Annotated in this window: 17 protein-coding genes; 13 read left to right on the top strand and 4 right to left on the bottom strand. The window is 69.4% G+C overall.

Going from position 1 to position 23,208, the window contains the following annotated elements; all coding sequences use genetic code 11:
* Positions 1–69 precede the first annotated feature (69 nt).
* Positions 70–1,581, bottom strand: coding sequence for a deoxyguanosinetriphosphate triphosphohydrolase family protein (locus ACIBPB_RS18145; RefSeq protein ID WP_396840732.1), 1,512 nt, complete (start codon positions 1,579–1,581; stop codon positions 70–72).
* Positions 1,582–1,735: 154 nt separating this feature from the next.
* On the opposite strand from ACIBPB_RS18145, the gene ACIBPB_RS18140 reads away from it, so the two are divergent.
* The 8 genes from ACIBPB_RS18140 to ACIBPB_RS18105 all read left to right on the top strand — a co-directional run bounded on the left by ACIBPB_RS18140 (position 1,736) and on the right by ACIBPB_RS18105 (position 12,858).
* Positions 1,736–4,264, top strand: coding sequence for a Tex family protein (locus tag ACIBPB_RS18140; protein ID WP_396840731.1), 2,529 nt, complete (start codon positions 1,736–1,738; stop codon positions 4,262–4,264).
* Between the two features lie 103 nt (positions 4,265–4,367).
* On the top strand, positions 4,368–4,802 hold the full coding sequence (locus ACIBPB_RS18135) for a hypothetical protein (protein WP_396840730.1): 435 nt from the start codon (positions 4,368–4,370) through the stop codon (positions 4,800–4,802).
* 820 nt (positions 4,803–5,622) lie between these two features.
* A complete protein-coding gene (locus tag ACIBPB_RS18130; RefSeq protein WP_396840729.1) occupies positions 5,623–7,539 on the top strand; it encodes a polysaccharide biosynthesis protein in 1,917 nt (638 codons plus the stop codon).
* A 258-nt stretch (positions 7,540–7,797) separates the two neighbouring features.
* Positions 7,798–8,931, top strand: a complete 1,134-nt coding sequence (locus ACIBPB_RS18125; RefSeq protein WP_396840728.1) for an aminotransferase class I/II-fold pyridoxal phosphate-dependent enzyme — start codon at positions 7,798–7,800, stop codon at positions 8,929–8,931.
* The gene (locus tag ACIBPB_RS18120; protein WP_396840727.1) at positions 8,928–9,980 is read left to right on the top strand and encodes a GNAT family N-acetyltransferase; all 1,053 of its coding nucleotides are present in this window, start codon (positions 8,928–8,930) and stop codon (positions 9,978–9,980) included. The genes ACIBPB_RS18125 and ACIBPB_RS18120 overlap by 4 nt, the downstream gene beginning before the upstream one ends.
* Before the next feature lie 13 nt (positions 9,981–9,993).
* Entirely contained in the window at positions 9,994–10,653 is a 660-nt protein-coding gene (locus tag ACIBPB_RS18115; RefSeq protein WP_396840726.1) for a sugar transferase, read from the top strand.
* Positions 10,650–11,444 (top strand): GNAT family N-acetyltransferase, encoded by a 795-nt coding sequence (locus ACIBPB_RS18110; RefSeq protein WP_396840725.1) that lies wholly within the window; start codon positions 10,650–10,652, stop codon positions 11,442–11,444. Before ACIBPB_RS18115 ends, ACIBPB_RS18110 begins: the two co-directional genes overlap by 4 nt.
* Before the next feature lie 115 nt (positions 11,445–11,559).
* Positions 11,560–12,858 carry a glycosyltransferase family 4 protein gene (locus ACIBPB_RS18105; RefSeq protein WP_396840724.1) on the top strand — a complete coding sequence of 433 codons (1,299 nt, stop codon included), beginning with the start codon at positions 11,560–11,562 and terminating at the stop codon, positions 12,856–12,858.
* A gap of 83 nt (positions 12,859–12,941) precedes the next feature.
* Here the strand turns inward: ACIBPB_RS18105 and wecB are convergent, their stop codons facing one another.
* Positions 12,942–14,054 (bottom strand): non-hydrolyzing UDP-N-acetylglucosamine 2-epimerase, encoded by a 1,113-nt coding sequence (gene wecB / locus ACIBPB_RS18100; RefSeq protein WP_396840723.1) that lies wholly within the window; start codon positions 14,052–14,054, stop codon positions 12,942–12,944.
* Positions 14,055–14,285: 231 nt separating this feature from the next.
* Here wecB and ACIBPB_RS18095 point away from each other — a divergent pair, with 231 nt between their 5' ends.
* The 4 genes from ACIBPB_RS18095 to ACIBPB_RS18080 are packed head-to-tail and all read left to right on the top strand — an operon-like array spanning position 14,286 to position 19,076.
* Positions 14,286–15,332, top strand: a complete 1,047-nt coding sequence (locus ACIBPB_RS18095) for a polysaccharide biosynthesis protein (RefSeq protein ID WP_396840966.1) — start codon at positions 14,286–14,288, stop codon at positions 15,330–15,332.
* Positions 15,333–15,372: 40 nt separating this feature from the next.
* Positions 15,373–16,266 (top strand): dTDP-4-dehydrorhamnose reductase family protein, encoded by an 894-nt coding sequence (locus ACIBPB_RS18090; RefSeq protein ID WP_396840722.1) that lies wholly within the window; start codon positions 15,373–15,375, stop codon positions 16,264–16,266.
* A gap of 42 nt (positions 16,267–16,308) precedes the next feature.
* Positions 16,309–17,709, top strand: coding sequence for a hypothetical protein (locus tag ACIBPB_RS18085; protein ID WP_396840721.1), 1,401 nt, complete (start codon positions 16,309–16,311; stop codon positions 17,707–17,709).
* A gap of 5 nt (positions 17,710–17,714) precedes the next feature.
* A complete protein-coding gene (locus ACIBPB_RS18080; protein ID WP_396840720.1) occupies positions 17,715–19,076 on the top strand; it encodes a lipopolysaccharide biosynthesis protein in 1,362 nt (453 codons plus the stop codon).
* A 1-nt stretch (position 19,077) separates the two neighbouring features.
* Here ACIBPB_RS18080 and ACIBPB_RS18075 read toward each other — a convergent pair whose 3' ends face one another.
* Positions 19,078–20,448 (bottom strand): glycosyltransferase, encoded by a 1,371-nt coding sequence (locus ACIBPB_RS18075; RefSeq protein ID WP_396840719.1) that lies wholly within the window; start codon positions 20,446–20,448, stop codon positions 19,078–19,080.
* 94 nt (positions 20,449–20,542) lie between these two features.
* Positions 20,543–22,003 carry a D-glucuronyl C5-epimerase family protein gene (locus tag ACIBPB_RS18070; RefSeq protein ID WP_396840718.1) on the bottom strand — a complete coding sequence of 487 codons (1,461 nt, stop codon included), beginning with the start codon at positions 22,001–22,003 and terminating at the stop codon, positions 20,543–20,545.
* A gap of 263 nt (positions 22,004–22,266) precedes the next feature.
* Here ACIBPB_RS18070 and ACIBPB_RS18065 point away from each other — a divergent pair, with 263 nt between their 5' ends.
* Positions 22,267–23,196: an NAD(+)/NADH kinase gene (locus ACIBPB_RS18065; protein ID WP_396840717.1), complete on the top strand. Its 930-nt coding sequence runs from the start codon at positions 22,267–22,269 to the stop codon at positions 23,194–23,196.
* The last annotated feature ends 12 nt before the right edge of the window (positions 23,197–23,208 follow it).

Raw genomic sequence — 23,208 nt, 5'->3', positions numbered from 1 at the left:
CGCCGCCCAGCCCAGCGCGCTGGCCGCCCCGACCAGCCAGACCGCCAGCCGGCGCGGCCCGACGGGCGGTCAGAGCACGAAGGCGTCGGTCCAGAGGGCGCCGGAGCGGCCGGAGAGCGCGTCCAGCATCGCCACCGCCTGGCCGTCGGTGAGCTGCGCGACGAAGTCGACGATCGCCCGCCCTCGGGCCCGGCCGATCCGGTCCGGGGTGCGCGGGTGCAACTCCGCCTCCGCCAGCTCGACCAGGTCGTGCAGGCGGCGGGGCAACCGGGACTCCTCGTCCGGGTCCAGCAGCCACTCCCACAGCGCCTCGACCAGCGTGCCCAGCAGCCGCGCCTGGCCGCGCTGGTGCAGGGCCAGGTCCGGGCGGGCCAGCACGAACCGGTGATGAACGAACTTGAGCACCTGCACCTCGTGCCACTGCGCCTGGTCGAGCCGCACGTGGCCGGAGCGGACGTCCGGCTCCGGCGTGACCGTGATGGCCGCCACGAAGCGGGTGGACCAACGGGCGGAGAACCGGGCGACGTACTGCTCCGCCTCGATCGAGCCGTCGAAGGGCAGCGCCAGCAGCCCCTCCACCAGTTCCTCCCGGACGTGCTCGACGGCGGCGGCGAACGCGTCGTCGTCGGCGATCCAGGCGTCCTTGCGGTGCAGTTGGCGGCGCAGCCGCTCGATCGCCGCCCCGGGCCGCCGGCCGGCGGCCTCCAACGCCGAGGCGGTGATCGACCGCAGGTGCCCGTACTCGCGCTGCCAGGCCATCAGCTCGGCGGCCACCGCTCCCTGCTGGAGCACCCCCACCCGGTAGAAGTCCTCCACGTCGTGGATGGCGTACGCGATGTCGTCGGCGGTGTCCATCACCGACGCCTCCGGGGTCTGCTGCCAGTCCGGCATCCGGCCGGCGAACGGCTCGCGGGCCTGCCGCAGGTCGTCCAGCTCGGTCCGGTAGGCGCCGAACTTGACCGACCCGCTCTCCGGGTCGTCGGGCGGCGGTGCCGCGCCCCGGGGCGCCGGGTCGAGGTGCCGCGGGTGCGGGTCGGGGTGGTCCAGCCGGGTCCACGGGTACTTCAGCATCGCCGCGCGGACGGCGGCGGTCAGGTCGAGCCCGGTGGTCGCCGCGCCGCGGATCTCGGTGCTGGTGACGATCCGGTACGACTGGGCGTTGCCCTCGAAGCCGTCCGACAGGCCGAGTCGCTGCCGGGCCAGCCGGTCCAGCACCCGCTCACCCAGGTGCCCGAACGGCGGGTGACCGAGGTCGTGGGCGAGCGCGGCGGCCTCCACCACGTCCGGGTCGCATCCGCCCAGCTTCTCCAGCAGGTCCCGGTGGACCGGGTCGGCGGTCAGCCGCTCGGCGATCGCCCGGGCCACCTGCGCCACCTTGAGGCTGTGGGTGAGCCGGTTGTGCACCAGCAGCCCGGAGCCACCCGGGCTGATGACCTGGGTGACGCCGTTGAGCCGGGCGAAGAACGGCGAGCCGACGATCCGGTCCCGGTCGGCCCGGAACGGGCTGGCGGCCAGGTCGCCGAGCGCGCGGGCGCTGCCCCCGAAGAGCCGCCGGGCCCGCGGATCCGCAGCTTGTTCCATGATCGCCACGCTAGCGCAGCGTGCCCCGGGTCGTGATGCGCCTGCCCGCCGGCGGGACCGGTGTGCCGGATGGGGCATGGCGGGTGCGGCGCGGCCGGCGATGACCCGACCGGCACAATGACTGCCGAACCCACCCGAGAAGGCGGATCAGATCGTGACCCAGTCTGTGCACCAGCGGATCGCCGAGGAGCTCGGCGTCGCCGAACGGCAGGTGCGGGCGGCCGTGGAGCTGCTCGACGGCGGCGCCACCGTGCCGTTCATCGCCCGCTACCGCAAGGAGGCCACCGGCCTGCTCGACGACGCGCAACTGCGCACCTTGGAGGAGCGGCTGCGCTACCTGCGCGAGCTGGACGAGCGGCGCGCCGCGGTGCTGGAGTCCATCCGCGGCCAGGGCAAGCTCGACGAGGCCCTGGAAGCGCAGATCATGGCGGCCGACTCGAAGTCGCGCCTGGAGGACATCTACCTGCCGTACAAGCCGAAGCGGCGGACCCGGGCGCAGATCGCCCGCGAGGCCGGGCTGGAGCCCTTGGCCGACACGCTGCTGGCCGACCCGGCGCAGGACCCACGGGCCACGGCCGCCGGCTTCGTCGACGTCGACCGGGGGGTCGCCGACGTCGCCGCCGCGCTCGACGGGGCCCGGGCCATCCTCGTCGAGCGGTTCGCCGAGGACGCCGATCTGATCGGCACGCTGCGCGAGCAGATGTGGTCGCGGGGCCGACTGGTCTCCCGGGTACGCGAGGGCCAGGAGACGGCCGGCGCCAAGTTCGCCGACTACTTCGACTTCGCCGAGCCGTTCACGAAGCTCCCCTCGCACCGGATCCTCGCCATGTTCCGGGGCGAGAAGGAAGGCGTGCTCGACCTGACCATGGACCCGGAGGCCGACGGCGACTCCGACGCCGTGGTCACCGGCCCCACCCGCTACGAGGCGGCCATCGCCGGCCGGTTCGGGGTCAGCGACCAGGGGCGGCCCGCCGACCGGTGGCTGACCGACACGGTGCGCTGGGCCTGGCGTACCCGGATCCTCATCCACCTCGGCGCCGACCTGCGGATGCGGCTCTGGCAGGCGGCCGAGGAGGAGGCCGTCCGGGTCTTCGCCACCAACCTGCGTGACCTGCTGCTCGCCGCGCCCGCCGGCACCCGCCCGACCATGGGCCTGGATCCGGGCCTGCGCACCGGCGTGAAGGTGGCCGTGGTCGACGCCACCGGCAAGGTGGTGGCCACCGACACCATCTATCCGCACGAGCCGCGGCGGCAGTGGGACGCCTCCCTGGCCACCCTGGCCCGCCTGGCCGCCGCGCACGGCGTCGAACTGGTCGCCATCGGCAACGGCACCGCGAGCCGGGAGACCGACAAGCTCGCCGGTGACCTGATCAAGCAGCACCCGGAGCTGAACCTGACCAAGGTGGTGGTCTCCGAGGCCGGCGCGTCGGTCTACTCCGCCTCCGCGTACGCCTCGCAGGAGCTGCCCGGGCTCGACGTGTCGCTGCGCGGCGCGGTCTCCATCGCGCGCCGCCTCCAGGACCCCCTGGCCGAGCTGGTGAAGATCGACCCGCGCTCGATCGGCGTCGGGCAGTACCAGCACGATCTGTCCGAGGTGAAGCTGTCCCGCTCGCTCGACGCGGTGGTCGAGGACTGCGTGAACGCGGTCGGGGTCGACGTCAACACCGCCTCGGCGCCGTTGCTCACCCGGGTCTCCGGCATCGGCGCCGGGCTGGCCGAGAACATCGTGCTGCACCGGGACGCCAACGGGCCGTTCCACACCCGCGCCGAGCTGAAGAAGGTGCCCCGGCTCGGGCCGAAGGCGTTCGAGCAGTGCGCCGGCTTCCTGCGCATCCCGGGCGGCGCCGACCCGCTGGACTCCTCCAGCGTGCACCCCGAGGCGTACCCGGTGGTCCGGCGGATCCTCGCCCGCACCGGCACCGACGTACGCGGGCTGATCGGGCAGAGCGCCATCCTGCGCGGGCTGCGCGCCACCGAGTTCGTCGACGACACGTTCGGCCTGCCCACCGTCACCGACATCCTCGCTGAGCTGGAGAAGCCGGGCCGCGACCCGCGCCCGGAGTTCCGGACGGCCACCTTCGTCGAGGGCGTCGAGAAGATCAGCGACCTGACCCCGGGGATGGTACTGGAGGGCGTGGTCACCAACGTGGCTGCCTTCGGCGCGTTCGTCGACGTGGGCGTGCACCAGGACGGCCTGGTGCACGTCTCCGCCATGTCGCACACCTTCGTCAAGGACCCGCGCGACGTGGTGAAGTCCGGCGACGTGGTGCGGGTCCGGGTGCTCGACGTCGACGTGCCCCGTAAGCGCATCTCGCTGAGCCTGCGGCTGGAGGACGAGGCCCCGGGCGGTGACGGACGCCGCGACCGCGGCGGCCAGGGCGGCGGATCACGCGGCGGCCGGGACGATCGGGGTGGTCAGCGCGGCGCCGGTCAGGGCGGCCGTGGCCAGGGCGCCGGCGGCCCGCGCGGCGGCCAGGGTACCGCTGGTCAGAGTGGCGGCGGCCAGGGCGGCGGCGGTCCGCGCGGCGGCCAGGGCGCCGGCGGTCAGGGCGGCGGCGGTCCGCGCGGTGACCGGGGCGGCTCGCGGGGCGGGCCGCAGCAGCGGCAGGGGCGCGGGGGCGGGGCTCCGGCGCCGGAGAACAGCGCCATGGCGGACGCGCTGCGCCGCGCCGGCCTGGCCTGAGCCCGGGCGTCCGGCCTCCGCCGCCGGCCTCGGCGGGCGGCGGAGGCCGGACGCCCGGGAATCGTCGACACGACGGGCGAGGCCGGCGCGTACCCTCGCGGGCGTGGGTGGGGACGACGGCCTGGAGTGGCGGGAGCGGCAGCGCCGCGCGGTGCGGGCGCACGCGGCGGCCGACGCCCGGCAGCGCGCCACCGAGCAGGGGCAGGCCGCGGCGCTGGTGGCCCGATTCGCGGCCGAGGCGCTGCGGCGCGGGCTGCGCACCGAGCGCCTGACGGCGGCCGGCTACGACGGGCGGGGCCGCTACCGGACCCGGATCACCGGTTGGTACGTGGACCGGGCGCGCAGCCGGGCGGTGGACACCGAAGGCCGCTTCTACCTGCTCACCGTGCCGCCCAGCCTGCGGTCGCGGCTGTTCGGGACGGATGTCGCGCCCGCCCCGCCGCCGCTGGTGGTCGGGCGGGGCGGCCGGGACGGCGAGTCGGTGCCGCTGGCGACGCTGCTCAACCTGCGTCTCGATGTGGGCGACGACTGGCGCTGATCCCGATCATGGGGGCCGTCCCCCGCCCGTCGGGCACGGGACGAATCGCACGCGCCCGCGAGGCTGGCATGTCGACCGAGCCCGTACCCGAGCGGTCGACGTTGACGGTCGACTCCACCCGCTGACCGTGCCGGGCTGGCTGCGACCCCGGTTGTTCGGCGCGGTCCCCCAGCCCAGCCCGGTGCCGCTGGTCGTCGAAACCGGGACCGCGAGTCCCAGTCGCTTCGGGGGATTGCCTCTGCCGGCGACCGGACGAGGCCCGCTCAGATCCTGCTCGGCCAGCTTGAGCTGCTTGTAGCCGCTACCGGGCGGCTTTTCCATCGCCCGAACGGTCGTCGAGATCACTACTTCCCGTTCCGCCGCTGCCCCGCCGGGTGGCGGATGCGCCACGGCCGTGTCCTGGGCCCGGCATCGGGGGTTGTTCCGACTGGTCTGGTGCTTACTACGTCGAATCAACTCCGCTGAGCTCAATGTCTGATAAAAACCTTTTAGGAGGTTTTGGGGCTTCTTCCGGTGAAGGGGTGGAACGTACCGCGGCCTGATCCGTCGCGCGACCGCCGGGATTGACGGTCGTTCCGGCAGCAGCGATCAGTGCGGGACCACACAGCATTGATCGCTCGACCTGGCCGTTCCCATCCGGCTGGCGGCAGTGCCCCCCGCGGTGCGATCGCCGCAGCCCTGGCAGCCGTCGGTCAGGCAGCTCACCCCCTCGGTCCTCGACGTCAGCTAACGCCACGCACCGCACAGCTCGTCATGCATATGGAAGCGGTTCGTCTCCGGCGCCACAGATACCGGGATGAACACGGAACAGGGAGCACACATGCCGCCGGAAACAGCGAGCAACGGACCTACCGACCAGCGCGCCCGCCGGGCCAGGGCCCGGCGACGTGCGGCTGCGTTCCTCGCCACCGACGCGACGGCCTGGATCGGGGGATTCGTCGCCGCGGCGTGGACGCGGTTCGAGTTCCAGCTGCCGGCGGGCCAGCTCAGCAGAGCGGCCAGCGCCGGCGTACTGGCCGCGGTGTTGTACGTGTCGGTGACCGCGGTACGTCGCCTCCACTCCGGACGGCATCCGCTCGGCAGCCTTCAGGAGGTCCGGGGCATCGCCGGCACCACTGTCACGACGGCGGCGATCATGCTCCTCGGCCTGCTACCCATCGTGGACCGGCCGATACCGGCGAGCACCCCCCTGGTGGGCGGCGCGCTGGCTCTGCTGTTCATGCTCGGTGCGCGGATCGCGTACCGGCATCGACGCGACCTCGCCATGCGACCGGACGTCCGGTCGTCTACCCCGGTGTTGCTGTTCGGGATGGGAGACGCCGGCCAAGGGCTGGTGCGAGCGATGCTGAGCGACCCGCGCGGCCGGTACCTACCGGTGGGTGCCCTCGACGACGACCCCGACAAGCGCAATCTGCGAGTCGCTGGCGTCCGTGTGCTCGGCGGGCAGGCCGACATCGCGTCCGCGGTACGACGCACGGGCGCCGCCACCGTGATCTTCTCGGTCGCCAACGCGCACGCGGCCCTGATCCGCCAGATCCGGGAGGCCACCCTGCAGACCGGCGCGGCGTTCAAGGTGCTGCCCCCGGTGCGGGACCTGGTCGATCACCGGATCACCGTCACCGACGTCCGCGACGTGCGGATCAGCGACCTCCTCGGGCGCCGCCAGGTCGTCGGCGATCTGCCGCTGAGCACCAACAGCCTGACCGGACGGCGCATCCTGGTCACCGGCGCCGGCGGATCGATCGGCTCGGAGCTGTGCCGCCAGTTGATGCAGGCCGACCCCGGCGAGCTGATGATGCTGGACCGGGACGAGTCCGCCCTGCACGGCCTCCAGATGTCGCTCTCCGGACGGGCCATGCTGGACGGCCCGGAGCTGATCCTCGCCGACCTGCGGGACGAAGAAGGCATCCGACGGGTCATCCGGGAGCGCCGCCCGGACATCATCTTCCACGCCGCGGCGCTCAAGCACCTGACGCTGCTTCAGCGCCACCCGGGCGAGGCCGTCATGACCAACGTCCTCGGCACGCTGTCGGTGTTGGAGGCCTGCCAGGACGTGGCCAAGTTCGTCAACATCTCCACCGACAAGGCCGCCAATCCGATCAGTGTGCTCGGCTACACGAAGCGGATCACCGAGCGGCTGACCGCGCACGCCGCGTCCGCTATGCCAGGGACCTTTCTCAGCGTCCGGTTCGGCAATGTGCTCAGCAGTCGCGGATCGGTCGTGACGGCGTTCCAGCGGCAGATCGAGGCCGGGAAGCCGCTGACCGTGACCCACCCGGATGTGACCCGCTACCTGATGACGATCCAGGAGGCCGTCCAGCTTGTGTTGCAGGCCGCGGAGATCGGCCGGGACGGGGAGGCCCTGGTGCTGGACATGGGTGAGCCGGTCCGGATCGCCGACCTCGCCCGGCGGATGGCCGAGCAGGCCTCCAGCTCGGTACCGATCGTCTACACCGGGCTGCGCCCCGGTGAGAAGCTCCACGAGGACCTGCTCGGCAACGGGGAGACCGACCTTCGGCCGCTGCACCCGCTGATCTCCCATGTGTCGGTGCCGCCGCTGCACCCGATGGAGGTCGACGGCCTCGACCCGTACGAGGAACCGGAGAAGATCGTCGCGCGACTCGCCCTCCTCTGCGACGCGGCCGGCCCTTCCGGTGCCGCGACGCTGACGGCCAGCCAGCGTGCGGCCTGGGACGTTCGCCCGGGCCCGCAGTTTGGTGTCGTCCCGCTCAGTTGAGGCCGCTCGACGCCTTCGCACCGAGCATTTGCCGAGTGGCCGGCCAACAGATCAGCCACTGCGTTGGGCTGGCTTGGCGGCGCGATGATTCGCCGGCCGCACCGGTCCCCCTCACCGGTTGGCCGCCGAGCCGTGTCCCCTGGCCGGCTGCGGAGGTTGTTCAACAGGATCAGTGCTGTGCGGTTTGATGAGTTTCCTTGCATTGACAGCTCATACAAGCGTTTTATCCAGAGTTGACCGACTAAGTTGGTGGCACCCATGACGAGCGAGACCATCCACCTCTCCCCGCCTGACGTTGGCTCCCTTGAGGAGCAGTACGTGCTGTCGGCGATCAGGTCGGGTTGGGTGGCGCCGCTCGGGCCGGAGGTCGACGCCTTCGAGTCGGACGTGGCTCGCCGGCTGGGCAGGGCGTACGCCGTGGCGACCAACTCCGGGACGGCCGCTCTGCACCTGGGACTTCTGGCACTCGGCGCCGGACCGAACCAGGTGGTGATCGTGCCAACGCTCACCTTCGCGGCGACCGCCAACGCGGTCGTCTACACCGGCGCCCGTCCCTTCTTCGTTGACTGCGACCCGTTGACGGGGAACATCGACGTCGGCCTGCTCCACGAGGTGCTCGCCCGACTGCGACATGAGGGTCGGCGGGTGGCCGCGGTGATCCCGGTGGACATGTTCGGTCGGTGCGCGGACTACGAGCGGCTACTTCCCGTCTGTGCCGCGGCCGGTGTGCCCGTCTTGGAGGACGCGGCGGAGGCGCTCGGTGCATCCCGGGCGGGACAGGCGGCAGGGTCCTTCGGGCAGGCCAGCGTGCTGTCCTTCAACGGCAACAAGATCATCACCACGTCGGGCGGCGGAATGCTCCTCACCGACGACGCCGCTCTCGCAACCCGGGTCCGCTACCTGGCGACACAGGCCCGGCTGCCGGTGGCGCACTACGAGCACACCGATATCGGCTACAACTATCGGCTGAGCAACATCCTGGCGGCGATCGGCAGGGCGCAGCTACAGCGTCTCGATGCGATGATCGGTCGCCGGCGGGACATGCGGGAGCTGTACGCCAAGAGCTTCGCGTCCGTACCTGGAGTCCACCTTCTCGGCGAGGGCGATCCAGGTGACAACTTCTGGTTGACCGTCATCGTGGTCAACCCCCACGAGGCGGGATGGTCAGTCAATGACCTGGCCTCCTATCTCCGCGACCGGCACATCGAGACCCGACCGGTCTGGATGCCGATGCACCTGCAGCCGGTTCACGCCGGTGTCGAGGCCGCGGTAACCGGAGCCGCCGAGCGGCTCTTCGCCACCGGCTTGGCCCTGCCCAGCGGTTCGGCGGCGAACGAGGCCCAGCGTGCACGCGTGGAGCACGCGATCGACAGCTTTCTGGCCAGCCGATGAGGGTGTTCGCGACGGGTGGCGCCAGCGGTGACTCCGGCCTGCTCGACGCCGACTGCCCGGATGTGTACTTCACCGCGGCATACGGCGCGGCGACAGCGTTGGTGGATTCCGGCACCTGGCAGGTCGTTCATGAACAGGACCGGTTGATCCTGCCTTACGTGTCGCGCCCGGCGAGCGAGATCGACGTGGACGCCGCCACCCCCTACGGATATGCCGGTGTCCACGTCGATGCCAGCTGCTCGGCCACCGACGTGGCCCGGTTCTGGAGCCGCACGGTCGACCACTGGCGGCAGACCCGCACCGTCGCCGTTTTCCTGCGCTTCTCCCCACTCGATCCCGCGTCGATGGACGCGGTTCGGGCACTTGGACAGGTGCAGCTGACCCGGCGGCAGGACACGATCACCGTCCGGGTGTCCGACGGTCCAGACCCCGTGTGGGGCGGCATGGAAGGGCGCTCCCGCACGGCGATCCGGAAAGCCCGCAATGCGGGACTGAGCGCCACCGTCCGACCGGCTGCTCCTGCTGACCTCGCCGCGGGTGCTCCCTTCCGCCGGCTGTACGAGTCGACAATGATCCGGCTGGAGAGCCAGCCCTGGTATCTGTTTCCCGACGTCTACTACCAGGCACTGGCCGACGGGCTGGGCAAGGCGCTGCACCTGGCAGAGGTTCGCGATACCGGCGGCGCCGTCGTGGCATGCGCGCTCGTCCTTCGTCATCGGGACCGCGCCCACTACCACCTCGCCGGATCGGACCTGTCGGCTGGCCGGATCGGCGCCAACAACCTACTCGTCTCGACGATCCTCGCCTGGGCCGCGGAGCACGGGTGCCACCTCGTTCATCTCGGCGGCGGCCTGCGGCCCGACGACGGACTGTTCCGGTTCAAACGCTCCTTTGGAGGATTCCGGACCCAGTTCTGGACGGGGTCCGTCGTGGTCGATCCGGAGCGATACGCAGCACTGGTGGACGTGCGAGCACGCCAACTCGGCATATCCACCAACGACCTGTTGTCGACCGGCTTCTTCCCCGCCTACAGAGCTACGACCCGCTGAGGTCCACTGACCCGTGGAGTGCAACCGCATGGAGATCGCAAGAAACACCAAGGGCCGACTCGCCAAGCGGATGCTGGACATCGTCGTCAGCATCGTGCTGCTCGTCCTCGCTGCTCCCCTGCTGATGATCGTGGCGGCGCTGCTCCGCCTTCAGATCGGCGGGCCGACACTGTTTCGACAGCACCGCACCGGCCAGGGGGGCCGACAGTTCACCATCGTCAAGCTCCGCACGATGACGGACAGCCGGGATGCCCGTGGCAACCTCCTTCCCGACGGTCAACGCTGTTCGGGGCTCGGCCTCCTGGTGCGCCGGGCGAGCATCGACGAGCTACCGCAACTGATCAACGTCCTGCGGGGTGACCTGAGTCTGGTCGGCCCCCGTCCGCTGCTCCCGCGGTACGACCCCTGGTACACCGACCGGGAACGCCTTCGGTTCGCGGTGCCGCCCGGCATAACAGGACTGGCCCAGATCAACGGACGCAACGGCCTGGCCTGGGACGAACGCCTCGCCCTCGACGTGCGATACGTGGAGCGTTGGTCGTTCCGCCTCGACCTGTGGATCCTCCTCCGCACCGTGCGCAAGGTGTTCGGTGGCAGTGACGTGGCAGCGGATCCCTCAGCCGTCATGCTCGATCTCGACGAGGAGCGGATGTCAACGTGGGTGCGGGTGTGACGATCGCCGACCCGCGTTGGGCGGTGGCCGCCGCTCCGGTGCGGTCCCTCCAGAATCCGACTGATTCCGACACCGAGGCAGTCGTCACACTGCTCCGCGAGGCCGTTCCCACCACCTGCGCCGGTCTCGTGCCCTACTACGCCGCGGGATTCGGTCCCTACCTGGCGGCAGCCCTGACGCCGCCGACTCCGTGTCGAACGGTGTTCATCCGATATGTGCGGGCCGGCGGCGATATCTGCGCGGTCGCGGACTGGCGGTTACTCGGGACGTGTCTGTTCCTCAACGGGATCGCCGTAGCGACCCAGCAGAGGGGCCAACGGCACGGTAGCCGGCTGCTCGGGGACGGCGAGCGACTGGGTCGCCTGCTCGGATGCGACACGCTCGCACTGGACGTCTCCACCACCAACCCGGCTGCCCGCCGGCTGTATGAGCGACACGGGTTCGTCGAACGCACATACGCGGAGTGGCTCCGCGTATGCCCGAAAGCAGCCGGCAAGGCCGAGGTACGCCTGCTGGACTGGCCGTCGTTCGCGGCCCACCGCTCGGCGTACGGGTTCGGTGACGTCCGAGCCGTCCGTCGGAACCGGGACCATGTCGTACGCGTGATCGGCAGAGCCTTACGGGTGCCGGCCGACGAGGACGGTCCGGTGCTCGCCGCCGTCCTGTCGGTCAGCGTCGGCGCCGATCAGGCCTTCGCCGTCCGGTCGACGAGCGCTAGTAGCCCTTCGTCCGAAGCGTTCGTCCACTTCACCCGGATGAACCGAGCGCTGACGGCGGGAACCACCGGTTGATGGGCCACGCCTCGTCATGGTTTGAGGCCCTTGCCAAGGGCTGGAATCCGATCGGGCAGGGAGCCCGCTTGTGGGTTCTCGGTCATGACACCGATTCGTCAATGGGAGAACGTTCATGGGTGACACAGCCGAAGCACGCCGGTCAGCGGATGCAGCGACGCCTCGTGTCGCGTTCATCAGCCAGTGGTTCCCACCGGAGCCGGCGCCCATCGCTCTCGGGATCACGCGGTCCCTGCGGGCCCGCGGCCTAGATGTCGAGGTCCTGACCGGGATTCCCAACTATCCGGCCGGCCGCGTCTATGACCAGTACTCGGCGGTCCGGCGAACCGTGGAGGTGAGCGACGGGCTGCGGGTAGTCCGCACTCCGCTCTATCCCAGCCACGATCGCCGTGCGCTGGGCCGTGCGGCCAACTACCTCAGCTGGGCCGGCAGTTCGACAGTCCTGGGAACGTCCGTGCTTAGCGCCGCGGACGTGTCCCTCGTCTACGCATCGCCGATCACGGCGGCAGTCCCCGCGATCACTGCCCGGCTACGCCGACGCACGCCGTATGTGCTGATGGTGATGGATCTGTGGCCGGACTCCGTCTTCGCGACCGGCTTCCTGACGAAGGGCGCCACCCGGCGGGTCGCTGAGGCGGCCCTGACGTCGTTCACGGAAAGGGCCTACCGCTGGGCCGACCACATCACGGTCCCGTCACCCGGTCTCCGGGAAACGATCATCCGCCGCGGGATACAGCCCGACAAGGTCTCCGTCGTCTACAACTGGACCGACGAGAAGGTGATGCAGCCCACCGACCCGGACCTTCGCCTCCGGGCGCGACTCGGGTTGGCGCCGGAGGACTTTGTCCTGATGTACGCCGGCAACCAGGGGCCGGCTCAGCGCCTCGACGCCGTCATCGATGCCATGGCGCGCCTGGTTGACCTGCCGGACGTACACCTGGTGCTTATCGGTGACGGCCTGGAGAAGCGCGACCTGCGCGCTCAGGCGGAACAGCTGGGACTCCGGAGCGTGCACTTCCTAGATGCGGTTGAACCCGAGTCCCTCCCCAGCATCATGGCCGCGGCGGACCTGCACCTCGTGTCACTCGCGGATGAGCCGCTGTTCCACATCACCCTGCCGAGCAAGGTCCAGGCGCTTCTCGCCTGTGGTCTGCCGCTGCTGGTGTGCGCGCCGGGTGATGCCGCGCGGATCGTGACCGACGCCGGCGCCGGGTTCGCCGCACCGCCGGAGGACCCGGCGCGGCTGTCGGAGGCGATCCGGCGGGCCCGGGCCACACCTCGCGACGAGCTGCGAGCGATGGGACGGTGCGGCCGCGAGCACTACCACACTCACATGAGCGAGGAGGTCAACGCTCAGGTGCTGACGGACGTCCTGACCACGGCGGTGCGGCGCCGCCAGCATCGCGTCCGGTGAGCTCGCGCAACTCCGGCGGTCGAGTCGCCGACGCGGCCTGACCGGCGCCGCGGGGGCCGGTAGCCGGCCCCCGCGGCGGCCACTCAGCGACGAATCCCCGCCCAGTCGTGGTGTCGGCGTACGGTCGACAGGATGAAGTTGACCACCAGGCGTGAGGTATCCCGGACCTGGTAATCCGTGGGACACGGGACGCCGTTCGCGGCGGCTTGGCCGACCACCACCCGGATCGCCTCGACCACTCCGGAGGGCTCCAGACCGGTCATGATGATGCTGCCGGTATCCAGCGCCTCCGGTCGCTCCATGGAATCCCGCAGGGTCACCGCGGGGAAGCCCAGGATGGCCGCCTCCTCGCTGATGGTGCCGCTGTCGGACAGCACGCATCGCGCCTGGGTCTGCAGCCTGACGTAGTCGAACAGACCGAACGGCTCGTGAAAGGTGATGCCATCAAGATCGATTGCCTCGTCGGCGAGCGACTCCAGGCGTTTGCGGGTACGTGGATGCGTGGAGACCAGCACGGGCAGCGACCATTCCCGCCGGACGACGCGCAGACAGTCGAGAAGTCGGCGCAGCCGGGTCGGCTCGTCCACGTTTTCCTCACGGTGGGCGCTCACCAGGAAGTACTCACCCGGGTCGAGGTGGAGGTGGTCGAGGACCGGCGAAGCATCGATCTGCGGTCGGTAGTGCTCCAGCACCTCCCGCATCGGTGAACCGGTGTGCAGGATCCGGCGCGGGTGCAAACCCTCGGCCAGCAGGTTGCGCCGGGCATGCTCGGTGTAGACCAGGTTGAAATCGGCGACATGATCCACCAGCCGGCGGTTGGTCTCCTCCGGTACGTTCAGATCGAAGCAACGGTTGCCGGCTTCCATGTGGTAGACGGGTACCCGCATCCGCCGGGCGATCACCGCCGCAATGGCGCTGTTGGTGTCGCCGAGCACCAGCAGCGCGTCCGGTCGTACGTCGCGAATGGTTTCCTCGACACCGACCAGCACCCCACCGAGCACCCGCCCCAGCGAGGACGTGTCGACCTTCAGGAAGCGGTCGGGTTCGCGCATTCGCATTTCGGCGAAGAAGACATCGGAAAGAGATCGGTCCCAGTTCTGGCCGGTGTGCACGAGGACGTGTTCGACCGTTCGGTCGAGCCTATCCATCACCCGGGAAAGTCTAATGATCTCCGGCCTCGTCCCCACCACGGTCATAACCCGTGTCATCGCTCCACCCTCCGAACGTCAGGTCTCCGCAGCGGTCGGCGTAAGACCTGTGCCTCAACGATCCGAACCGGTTACCGGTCACGCCACCGTGAGCATCCACCCAACATCTTCCAGAATCCCCAATTGCGTCCCACCAACGCCCACGTGGCTGTACTGTCCGGTGGGCACGAGAATCGACAACTCCCCCGCAAGACGATCCCGGGGAGAACAGGGGAAAATGTGAAATCCTCACTATTGGACCAACGTTTCCTGATCACCGGTGGAACTGGATCCTTTGGTCAGACGATGGTTTGCCGGTTGCTCGAGGCCGGCGCTCGTGAGGTGCGTGTTCTCAGCCGCGACGAGTCCAAGCAGGACGTCATGCGGCACCGGATCCGCGATGACCGGGTGCGCTATTACGTGGGCGACGTCCGGGATCTTGACAGCCTCGTCAAAGCGAGCCGCGGAGTAGGGTACGTATTCCACGCGGCCGCACTCAAGCAGGTGCCATCCTGCGAGTTCTTCCCGCTCGAAGCGGTACGGACCAACGTACTGGGAAGCGCCAACGTGGTGGACGCCTGCGAACGCAACGGTGTAGAGACGCTGGTGCTGCTCAGTACGGACAAGGCGGTATATCCGGTCAACGCGATGGGGATGACGAAGGCCCTCATGGAGAAGGTCGGCCAGGCCCACGCCCGCAACAATCCCTCCGCCCGCACCCGGGTCTGCTGCGTCCGCTATGGCAACGTCATGTACTCCCGAGGCTCGGTAATCCCCCTCTTCATCGACCAGATCCGAAATGGTGTCGCGCCGACCGTGACGGATCCGACGATGACCCGGTTCCTCATGTCGCTCGGCCAGTCGGTCGAGCTCGTCGAGCATGCCTTCCAGCATGGCCGGCCGGGCGACATCTTCATCCGCAAGGCCGACGCCTGCACGATCGGCGACCTGGCCACCGCCCTGTGCAACCTGTTCGGCGTCCCCCCCAAGTTCGACATCCTCGGCGTCCGGCACGGCGAGAAGTTGTACGAGACACTGGCCAGTCGGGAGGATCTCGCGCGCGCCGAGGACTTCGGCGACTTCCTGCGGGTTCCGATCGACAGCCGCGACCTGAACTACGCCCTCTACTTCGACGAGGGGGATACCGGCCGCGACCACATCGTCGACTACCACTCACACAACGCACGGCGGCTCGACGTACCGGAGATCATGTCCGTGCTCCTGACGTTGCCCGAGATCCGTGCCGAACTCGAAGCCGCCCAGGTCCCCTCGGTGGTGCCCGCGTGAGGGTGTGGATCGGTAGCGCGAGCCGTGCCGAGGCGCGGCCATGAGTCGACGTGTCCTTGTTCTCGGTGCCACCGGCATGCTCGGACACACTCTCCTGCGCGAGCTTCACTGCTCGCCGGACCTGGACGTGCGCGGTACCGCCCGATCACTCACGGGCCGTGCTGGCTGGTTCCCCGATGAGTTGGCCGCCCGGATCACCACCGGGGTCGAGGCACTGGACGTGCCACGGATCCGCCGTCTACTTCGCGAGCAGCGGCCAGACGCGGTGGTCAACTGCATCGGGGTCATCAAGCAGCGGCCCGGCGTCGAGGACCCGGTGCGGACGATCGCCATCAACGCTCTCTTGCCGCATCAACTCGCCGAGGCGTGCGCGGAGGTCGGCGCCCGTCTGATCCAGGTCAGCACGGACTGCGTCTTCTCGGGGGACCGGGGTGGCTACGCCGAGACGGACCTGCCGGACCCGACCGATCTTTACGGCCGGTCGAAGCTGTTGGGCGAGACCACGGGTCAGGGAGCCCTGACGCTACGTACGTCGATAGTCGGGCACGAACTCGGCACCGCACGGTCACTGGTCGACTGGTTCCTTGGCCAGACGTCCGTCAAGGGGTACACCAAGGCGATCTACAGCGGTGTGACGACCGTGGAGTTCGCCCGGCTCCTCCGCACGGTCATCCTGCCCAACGAGACCCTGACCGGCTTGCTGCACGTCGCCGCCACGCCCATCGCGAAGTACGACCTGCTGCGGCTGGTCGCCACCACGTACGGCTGGACCGGTGACATCACGCCTTTCGACGGCTTCGTCTGCGACCGGTCACTGTCCGCAGAGGCACTGGCCCGCGCCACCGGATACCGTCCACCGGCCTGGTCGGAAATGATTTCTCAACTTCACGCAGCACGCTCCCGATGGGCAGCCGGCTGCCCGTCAACCCAATGAGCCCTATTCGCGACCCTCACCGCAAGCGGAGCTGAGCGTTCGATGACCACGCTGTTCCTGCCTGTCCTGGCCTTGGCAGTCGTGCACTACGCGGTCGCCATCCGGCAGTACGGGATACTGACCCCGGACGGCTTGTTCGTGGTCTGTCAACTGCTGATGCTCTACGGCACGGTGCGTCTGGTCGACTTCGACTCGCCGGTGGAGACGTTCTACGCTCAGCTGGTGGCTGCCGCTGCCGCCATCTACCTCCTCGCCAGCCTGACGACCTGCATTGCGATGCAGCACCGGCGACCGGACCGCGCGGGCAGGCCCAACTTCTCCAATTACTCGGTCTCCCTCGTGGCCCCCAGTGGTCCGATGCTCGCGCTCGTCGCTCTCTCGATCGTGGTGACGGTCGGGTACTTCGTCGCCGTCGGCTACAGCGCCTTTCTTGTCGGCCTACAGGGTCAGCTTGGCGGGTCACCGGCCGACATCGCCACCCTCCGTCTGGAGTCGTACGCGGGCGACCGGTACCTCTTCCCCGGCTTCGTCAACCAGTTCAAGAACGCGATACTGCCCGCACTGGCGGTCATTCTTACAGTGTGGTCGTTCGCGAAGGGTGGCTTCTTCGCCCGAGTGGGATCGGTCCTCCTCCTGGCGCTGTCCGCGCTTGCCCTCATGGCCACCGCGCAGCGAGGCGCCATGGTCCTGTTTCTGACCACCGCCTTGGTCTACGCGTTTCTGCACCGTCGGCGGCACTTGTCCTGGGGCTTTGTCCTACCGCTGCTGCTGGGACTGCCGCTCCTCGTGCTGTCGACGTACGTGCTGGCGCGTAGCCCAGACAGCGCCAGTTCCCCCTTGCGGGCGGCGGCGGAGGACCTGAGCAACCGATTCCTTCATGACAACCAGGCCTCCGGCCTCGCAGCGTTCAACTACACGTCCTCACTGCCGGTCAGCAACGGTGGCGACTGGCTTCAGGGCCTGCTCAGCGTGCTGCCAAGCCACCGGGGAAGCACGCTGAGTTCGGACGTCTTCTACACCCTCTACGGCTCCACCCGCGGCACCTCGCCACCGTCGCTGTGGGGCTCGATCCACTACAACTTCGACACCCTGGGTCTGCTCTTCATGGCTGCCCTCTTCGGCGTGCTGTTCCAGGCACTCACCCAGCGAGCCCTGCGCCGTGGTCACTACAACTCGCTTCAGCTGATCGGTTTCGCCGGCGTCACCGTCGTCCTTGGCACCTGGGTGGCCGGCGGCATCGAGACGCCATTGAACATCGGCCTCGTCAGCTATCTCCTGCTGTGGTACTGGGGCAGTCGGATCGGCAAGTCCGGGCGTCGCCGGGCCCTCCACCAAGCCGAACCGAGCCTGCGGCCTTCGGTCCCCGCGGTCAGGATGCGGCCAGCTGGCGCCCCACCCGGTCAGCCGGCGGGATCGCCGCGACATCTCGTCGGGCGGCACTGACCTTGGTGCGGCTGCTGGACACCCGCACGGCCGGCGACCACCCGGGACGGCACCGGCAGTGGCTGACCGGCAGCCGGCGGGGCGTGCTCAGTATCGCGGCGGGAAGCGCCGGCGGCCAACTGCTCCTCTTGCTCGCGGCACCGGTCCTCGCACGGCTGTACAGCCCGTCGGACTTCGGGGTCTTCGCGGTGCTCGCCACGCTCGCCGCAGCCGCCGGTGCGGTTGCCGCCGGCCGATTCGAACTTGCGGTACCGCTACCGGAGCGCGACGGCGAGGCTCACGACCTGGTTGTCCTCGGTCTCGTGGTGGCACTGGGAACTGCGCTCGCGGGCACGGTGTTGGTGGCGCTGGCTGGAGCCCGGATCGCAACGCTATTCGACCAGCCGGCGCTGGCGTCGTGGTTGTGGTTGGTGCCCTGGACAGCCGCGGCGATGGCGACCCTTCAGATCCTGAACCAGCTGGCGATCCGGTTTCGCCGGTACGCCGCGATCGGCCGGCGCAATCTGCTCCAGACCTGCGCGACCCTGCTCGCCCAGTTCGGTGCCGGTGCCGCCGGCCTGCGGGCCGGAGGGCTGATGCTGGGGCTGGGCGCAGGCCAGGCCGTGGCAGCGCTCAGCCTGCTGCCTGGCCTACATCGAAGGGTGGCCGGCGAGGAACGTGCAACGCCCCGACGACTCTGGCGGACAGCCGTTCGCCACCGCCGATTCCCGCTGCTGCTCGCCCCGTCCGGGCTACTGAACGTGCTGGGCCTCCAGCTTCCCGTCCTGCTGTTCGCGTACTACTACGGGTCCGACGTGGCTGGCTGGTTCGGCTTCACCCAGCGGATGCTCGCCGCGCCCGCCGCGTTACTCGGCCTGGCCGTCGCTCAGGTTTACCTGGCTGAGCTGTCTCGGGTCGCCCGTGCGGACGCCGCCCGAGCGGTGGCGGTCTTTCTGAGGGCGAGCCGTCAACTCGCCATGGTTGCCGCCGTAGGCGGACTCGTCGTCGCGCTCAGTGCTCCGGCCGCCTTCGTTCTGGCGTTCGGCCCGCAGTGGGCAACCAGCGGTGTGTACGCCCAAGCGCTCGCGCTCTTCTTGGCGGCTCAGTTCGTCGGCTCGCCACTTTCCCAGTCCTTGGTGGTTTTCGGCCGGCACGGCCTCCAACTGAGCTGGGACGCGGGACGGATGCTCCTGACCACGGCGGCGGTGGTCGTCCCCTCCCTCCTCGGCGCGCCGGCCCTGACCGCGGTGTGGGCGTTCGGCATCTCCGCCGCTGCCGCCTACGGCGCGTCCTGGTTGCTCTCGCTGCACATCTTGAAGCGCGCGACACGGCTCCCACCGGAGTCGGTACCCGAAACGGTGGCGCCGGAGGTGGCGGAACAGCGGTAGGTCAGCAATCCGGCACGTGCGCGGCCGCCACGTCGGCCAGCACGTCGAGGTACCGCTCCAACTGGTCTTCCCGATAGAGACCATCAAGAGCCGAGGGGGACAGCTCCGGGATTCGACCGGCGCGGTCCTTCTCGACGAGCCACTCCCGCAGCTGCTCCGCGATCATCCGGGGGTCGCTGAGGACGACACCGGCGTGGCGCGATCTGATGATGTCCGCCACGATCCCATCCGGGTGCCCGATCATCAGGATCGGACGACGTGCGCGCAGGTAGTCGAAGAACTTCCCGGGCACCGTTCCGGCGTCACGGGGGTCGTTCCACATCACCAGCACCAGCACATCGGCCTCAGTCTGAACATGCCACGACTTCTCGGCCGACACCTCACCGAGGTTGGTCACCGAGTCGGCAACCCCAGCGCGATCCATGGCGGCCTGCGCCACACCGTTGTCCTCACCAGCGAAGACGACGTTGACGCGCCGGGCATCCGAGCCGAGCAGTGCCACCGCGTCCAACAGCGGTGAGGGATCGCGCTTGCCGGGAACGAGCCGGCCCGTGTGCGCCAGCGTCAACGTCGAGGGTCCTGGAACAGGCCGCGGTGCGGGCCGCTCTGACGGTGCGTTCCGAGGCCGGTCGATGCCGTTCATCACGACCTTCGCGTCGACGTCGAACGTCGAACGCAGGATCTCGGCCAGCGGTTCGGAAATCGTCACGCAGCACGCTGCGGAGCGCAGCAACCAGCGCTCCATGCGATGGTCGATGACGCGGCGGATCCGAGACTGGCCGTACGGCCAGTAGTCGTTGCCGACTGTCCAGAGGTCCCGGTAGTCCGCCACCCACGGCACGTTCAAGCGAGACGCCAGCCGGGCGGCGACCAGGTAAGCCGAGGCTGGCGGACCGGTCACCATGATCACATCGGGACGCCAGTTCTGCCGCCTGCGCATGAACTGTCGGACAGCCGGAGCCACCCAGGTAACACACCCGTCCGGGATCATGACCTCGCGCCCGAGCGTGCCGAGTACCGTCAGCGGTCGTCGCCGGCCCGTCCGGGCCGCTGCCTCTGCCCGGCGGATCGAACCGACGAGGGGAGTTGAGCGGGGCACCGGAGCGACGCGAAAGATATGGCTCTCCGGGAACCCGTCAGCGGGTGCCGGCAGATCCGCCGGGGTCGAGGTGAGCACGCGGACGTCCCAGTCCCGTCGGGCCGCGAACGCGGCCAGTTCGGCAGGGCGGCGGGCGCCGACCGACTCCGACGGCGGGAAGCCATAAGCAATGATCAGCAGTCGCGGTCGCATGTCATCGGACTCGTTTCTCTCGAGCGCAGCGTTGGCCAGCGGGCACATCGGAGGCTGGGTGAGCGCCCAGCCCGCCGCCATTCGGCTAACGAATCAGCTGATCTCGGGTTATGTCCGGCACACATCGGCCCGTGGTGTCACCCGCTTCGGCCTACCGATACCGGCCGTGCTCGGCTCACGCCGGATCCAGGCCTTCCACCGCGGGTAGCCAGAGCCCGGCGTAAGCGCCCGCGGTGATCCGGTAGCAGAGCCGCCCATTGACCCAGGCCGTCGCATCGAACGGGGCTGCCGACGCCCGGGCGAATGTGTACGTCCGGCTCTCGGCAACCGTCCAGGCGGGACCGTACCGGTGGCCCATGTAGGTGCCAGGGCTGAACAGCAGCGTCCGTTGAGGGGCATACGTGTGCATGGCGACCGCACCGAGCAGCACTCGTGTTCCGGGTTCCTCGGCTACGAAGTACCCGGCCAACGAACCGTTCTGGATCCGGTAGTACACGCCCCGGCCGCGCACCCGGATCCGCTGGTCGGCGTTCGCATTCGATTGGCGGGACAGGGTCAGGGACTTCTGCTCGAGAATCGCACCCGTTGAGTTGAAGGTGTACCCGACGTGTGTGCCACCGGCGAAGACGACGGTGCCGGTGACAGTGGGTGGCGGATAGTCGTCACGAAGCAGGTCGGCCAGACTCGCGAAGACCGCTGACCGCGACATCTCGTACACCTTCAGCAGTTGCTGGATGTGCAAGGCGTGGTAGCCGATGTACGCGTTGGGACATCCGACCGCGTATCGACTGACCCACTCCGGCATGCGCAGTGCCGTCGGCACGTAGTGGCTCAGCGTGGTGGCGGCACCGTCAAAGATCGCGACAGCACGGGAGTCGGCGGTCAGCCGCCAGTAGTCGTACACGCCGTAGAGGGCGAAGATGTGGCCGTTCAGCACCCGTTCCCCGGTCACGCCAGGCGTCACCGGGTACTCCTCGAGCCACAGGTACCCGGCGTCGTCAACCCAACTCGCCCACGGAAGCCCCGGTCCGGGTGGAAGAAGCAGGCTGGCAAAGGTCAGATCTGCGGCCTCACGCCACTTCTGATCCCCCGTAACCTGGTAGAGCCGGACGAACAGGCTGAGCAGTTGACCCTGCGACATCGCGCTGTACCACGGGGCCTGGATCACCGGCAGCTGTCCGCAAGCGGGAACGTCGAACTCGTAGGGATACCACCACGCACCGCGCGACTCGACCCTTCGATCCAGGTTCCGCTGTGCCTGCGCGACTGCTCTGTCGAGGTAGGACCGATCTCGATTGACCAGGTAGGTGCGCACGTTGCTGAGCCCCCACTGTGCCTGCGCAACGGGATGGTCATAGATCTCGTCGTTGTACCGGAACATCCGCACGCCCTGATCGTCGTGGAGCCCAGGATCCACTCGGGGCGCCAGAGGAGTGTCGTTGTACGGAAGCGCGGCGTCAGGCATGGCCTGTGGGCGAATGCCGCTGCGGGCGTAGCCGGTCACGCTCGCGGCCTGGCTATCAGAGGCCGCCGTGGTGGCAGCGAACGCCAGTTCCGCCGGCGCGGCCACCGCGACCAGCAGCGCGGCCAGTAGCGCACCAACCCTCGGCCGCCAATTAGCTACATAACTACCCACCAGCCAAAAATAGGCACTAAAGCGCGCTCGGCTCTCCGATGGTCTGATATACGACATTCCGGTTGCTGACTCTTAAAAGACGGACTCATCGACCACGAGCTCCAGCTGACCGATCTCCGTACCCTGGTCGTCAGGCTCCGCACCACCAGGACGCGTTGTCGCACTACCAGACGGTGCGCTGGGGAACCGCTGACGACGCGATCCGGACGGGGGCACCGGCCCAAAGCCCGCCGGGGCGGCGGCGAATGTGGTGAGCTGGGAACATGGATCGGATCCGCCTCGGGCTGGTGCTGCACCCCACCCGGGACGTGTCCGAGGTGGTCGACATCATCGTGGCCTGGGTGGCCCGGCACCGGATGAGCCTGGCGGTACGAATCGAGGACCGGCACCGGGTGCCACCGACGGTGGAACCGCTCCCGGCCGAAGCGGTGGCGTCGGCCTGCGATGCGTTGATCAGTATCGGCGGGGACGGCACCATGCTGGGCGCGCTGCGGATGGCGGTGCACGACCCGAAGCCGGTGCTCGGTGTGCACCTGGGCCGGCTCGGTTTCCTGGTGGAGGTAGAGCCGCCGGACCTGCCGAACGCGTTGAGCCGGCTGGCGGCGAAGGATTTCACCGTCGAGTCGCACGCCTGCCTGGCCTGTGATGTGTGCGGCGACGACGTGGTCGCCTTCAACGACATCGCGCTGGTCCGCCAGCCCGGCTCCGGGTTCGTCACGGCCACCCTCGCGGTGGACGGCCAGCGGTACGGCTACTACCGCTGCGACGCGCTGGTGGTGAGCACCCCGACCGGCTCGACGGCGTACAGCTACGCGGCGGGCGGGCCGCTCATCTCGCCGGCGGCGGACGTGGTGGTGGTGACCCCGTCGGCGCCGATGGCCGGCATCTCCCGGTCGGTGGTGCTGGCTCCGGAGGAGAGCATCCGGCTGGACCTTCAGCCCCACTCGGCGGCGGTCGCCGTCGAGATGGACGGGCTGGTGATCAAGGAGGCGGCGCGCGAGGGGACGGTGCAGATCCGCTACCGCCGCGACGCCGGCCGGGTGGTCCGCTTCGACCCGAAGCGCTACCAGGAGCGCAACCAGCTCAAGTTGAGCCTGCTGGACCTGCCGTTCCTCCCCGACCAGCTGCGCGAGTTGCTGCCGGAGGAGCTGCGCCGGGAGCGCGACCAGCGGGAGCTGGAGCCGCCCTGCTGACCCCGGAGGCAC

The organism is Micromonospora sp. NPDC049836, from assembly GCF_044465125.1.
In the GTDB taxonomy this organism is placed as follows: domain Bacteria; phylum Actinomycetota; class Actinomycetes; order Mycobacteriales; family Micromonosporaceae; genus Micromonospora.
The sequence above is the reverse complement of the archived record's forward strand: the minus strand, read 5'-3'. Positions and strand labels throughout refer to the sequence as shown.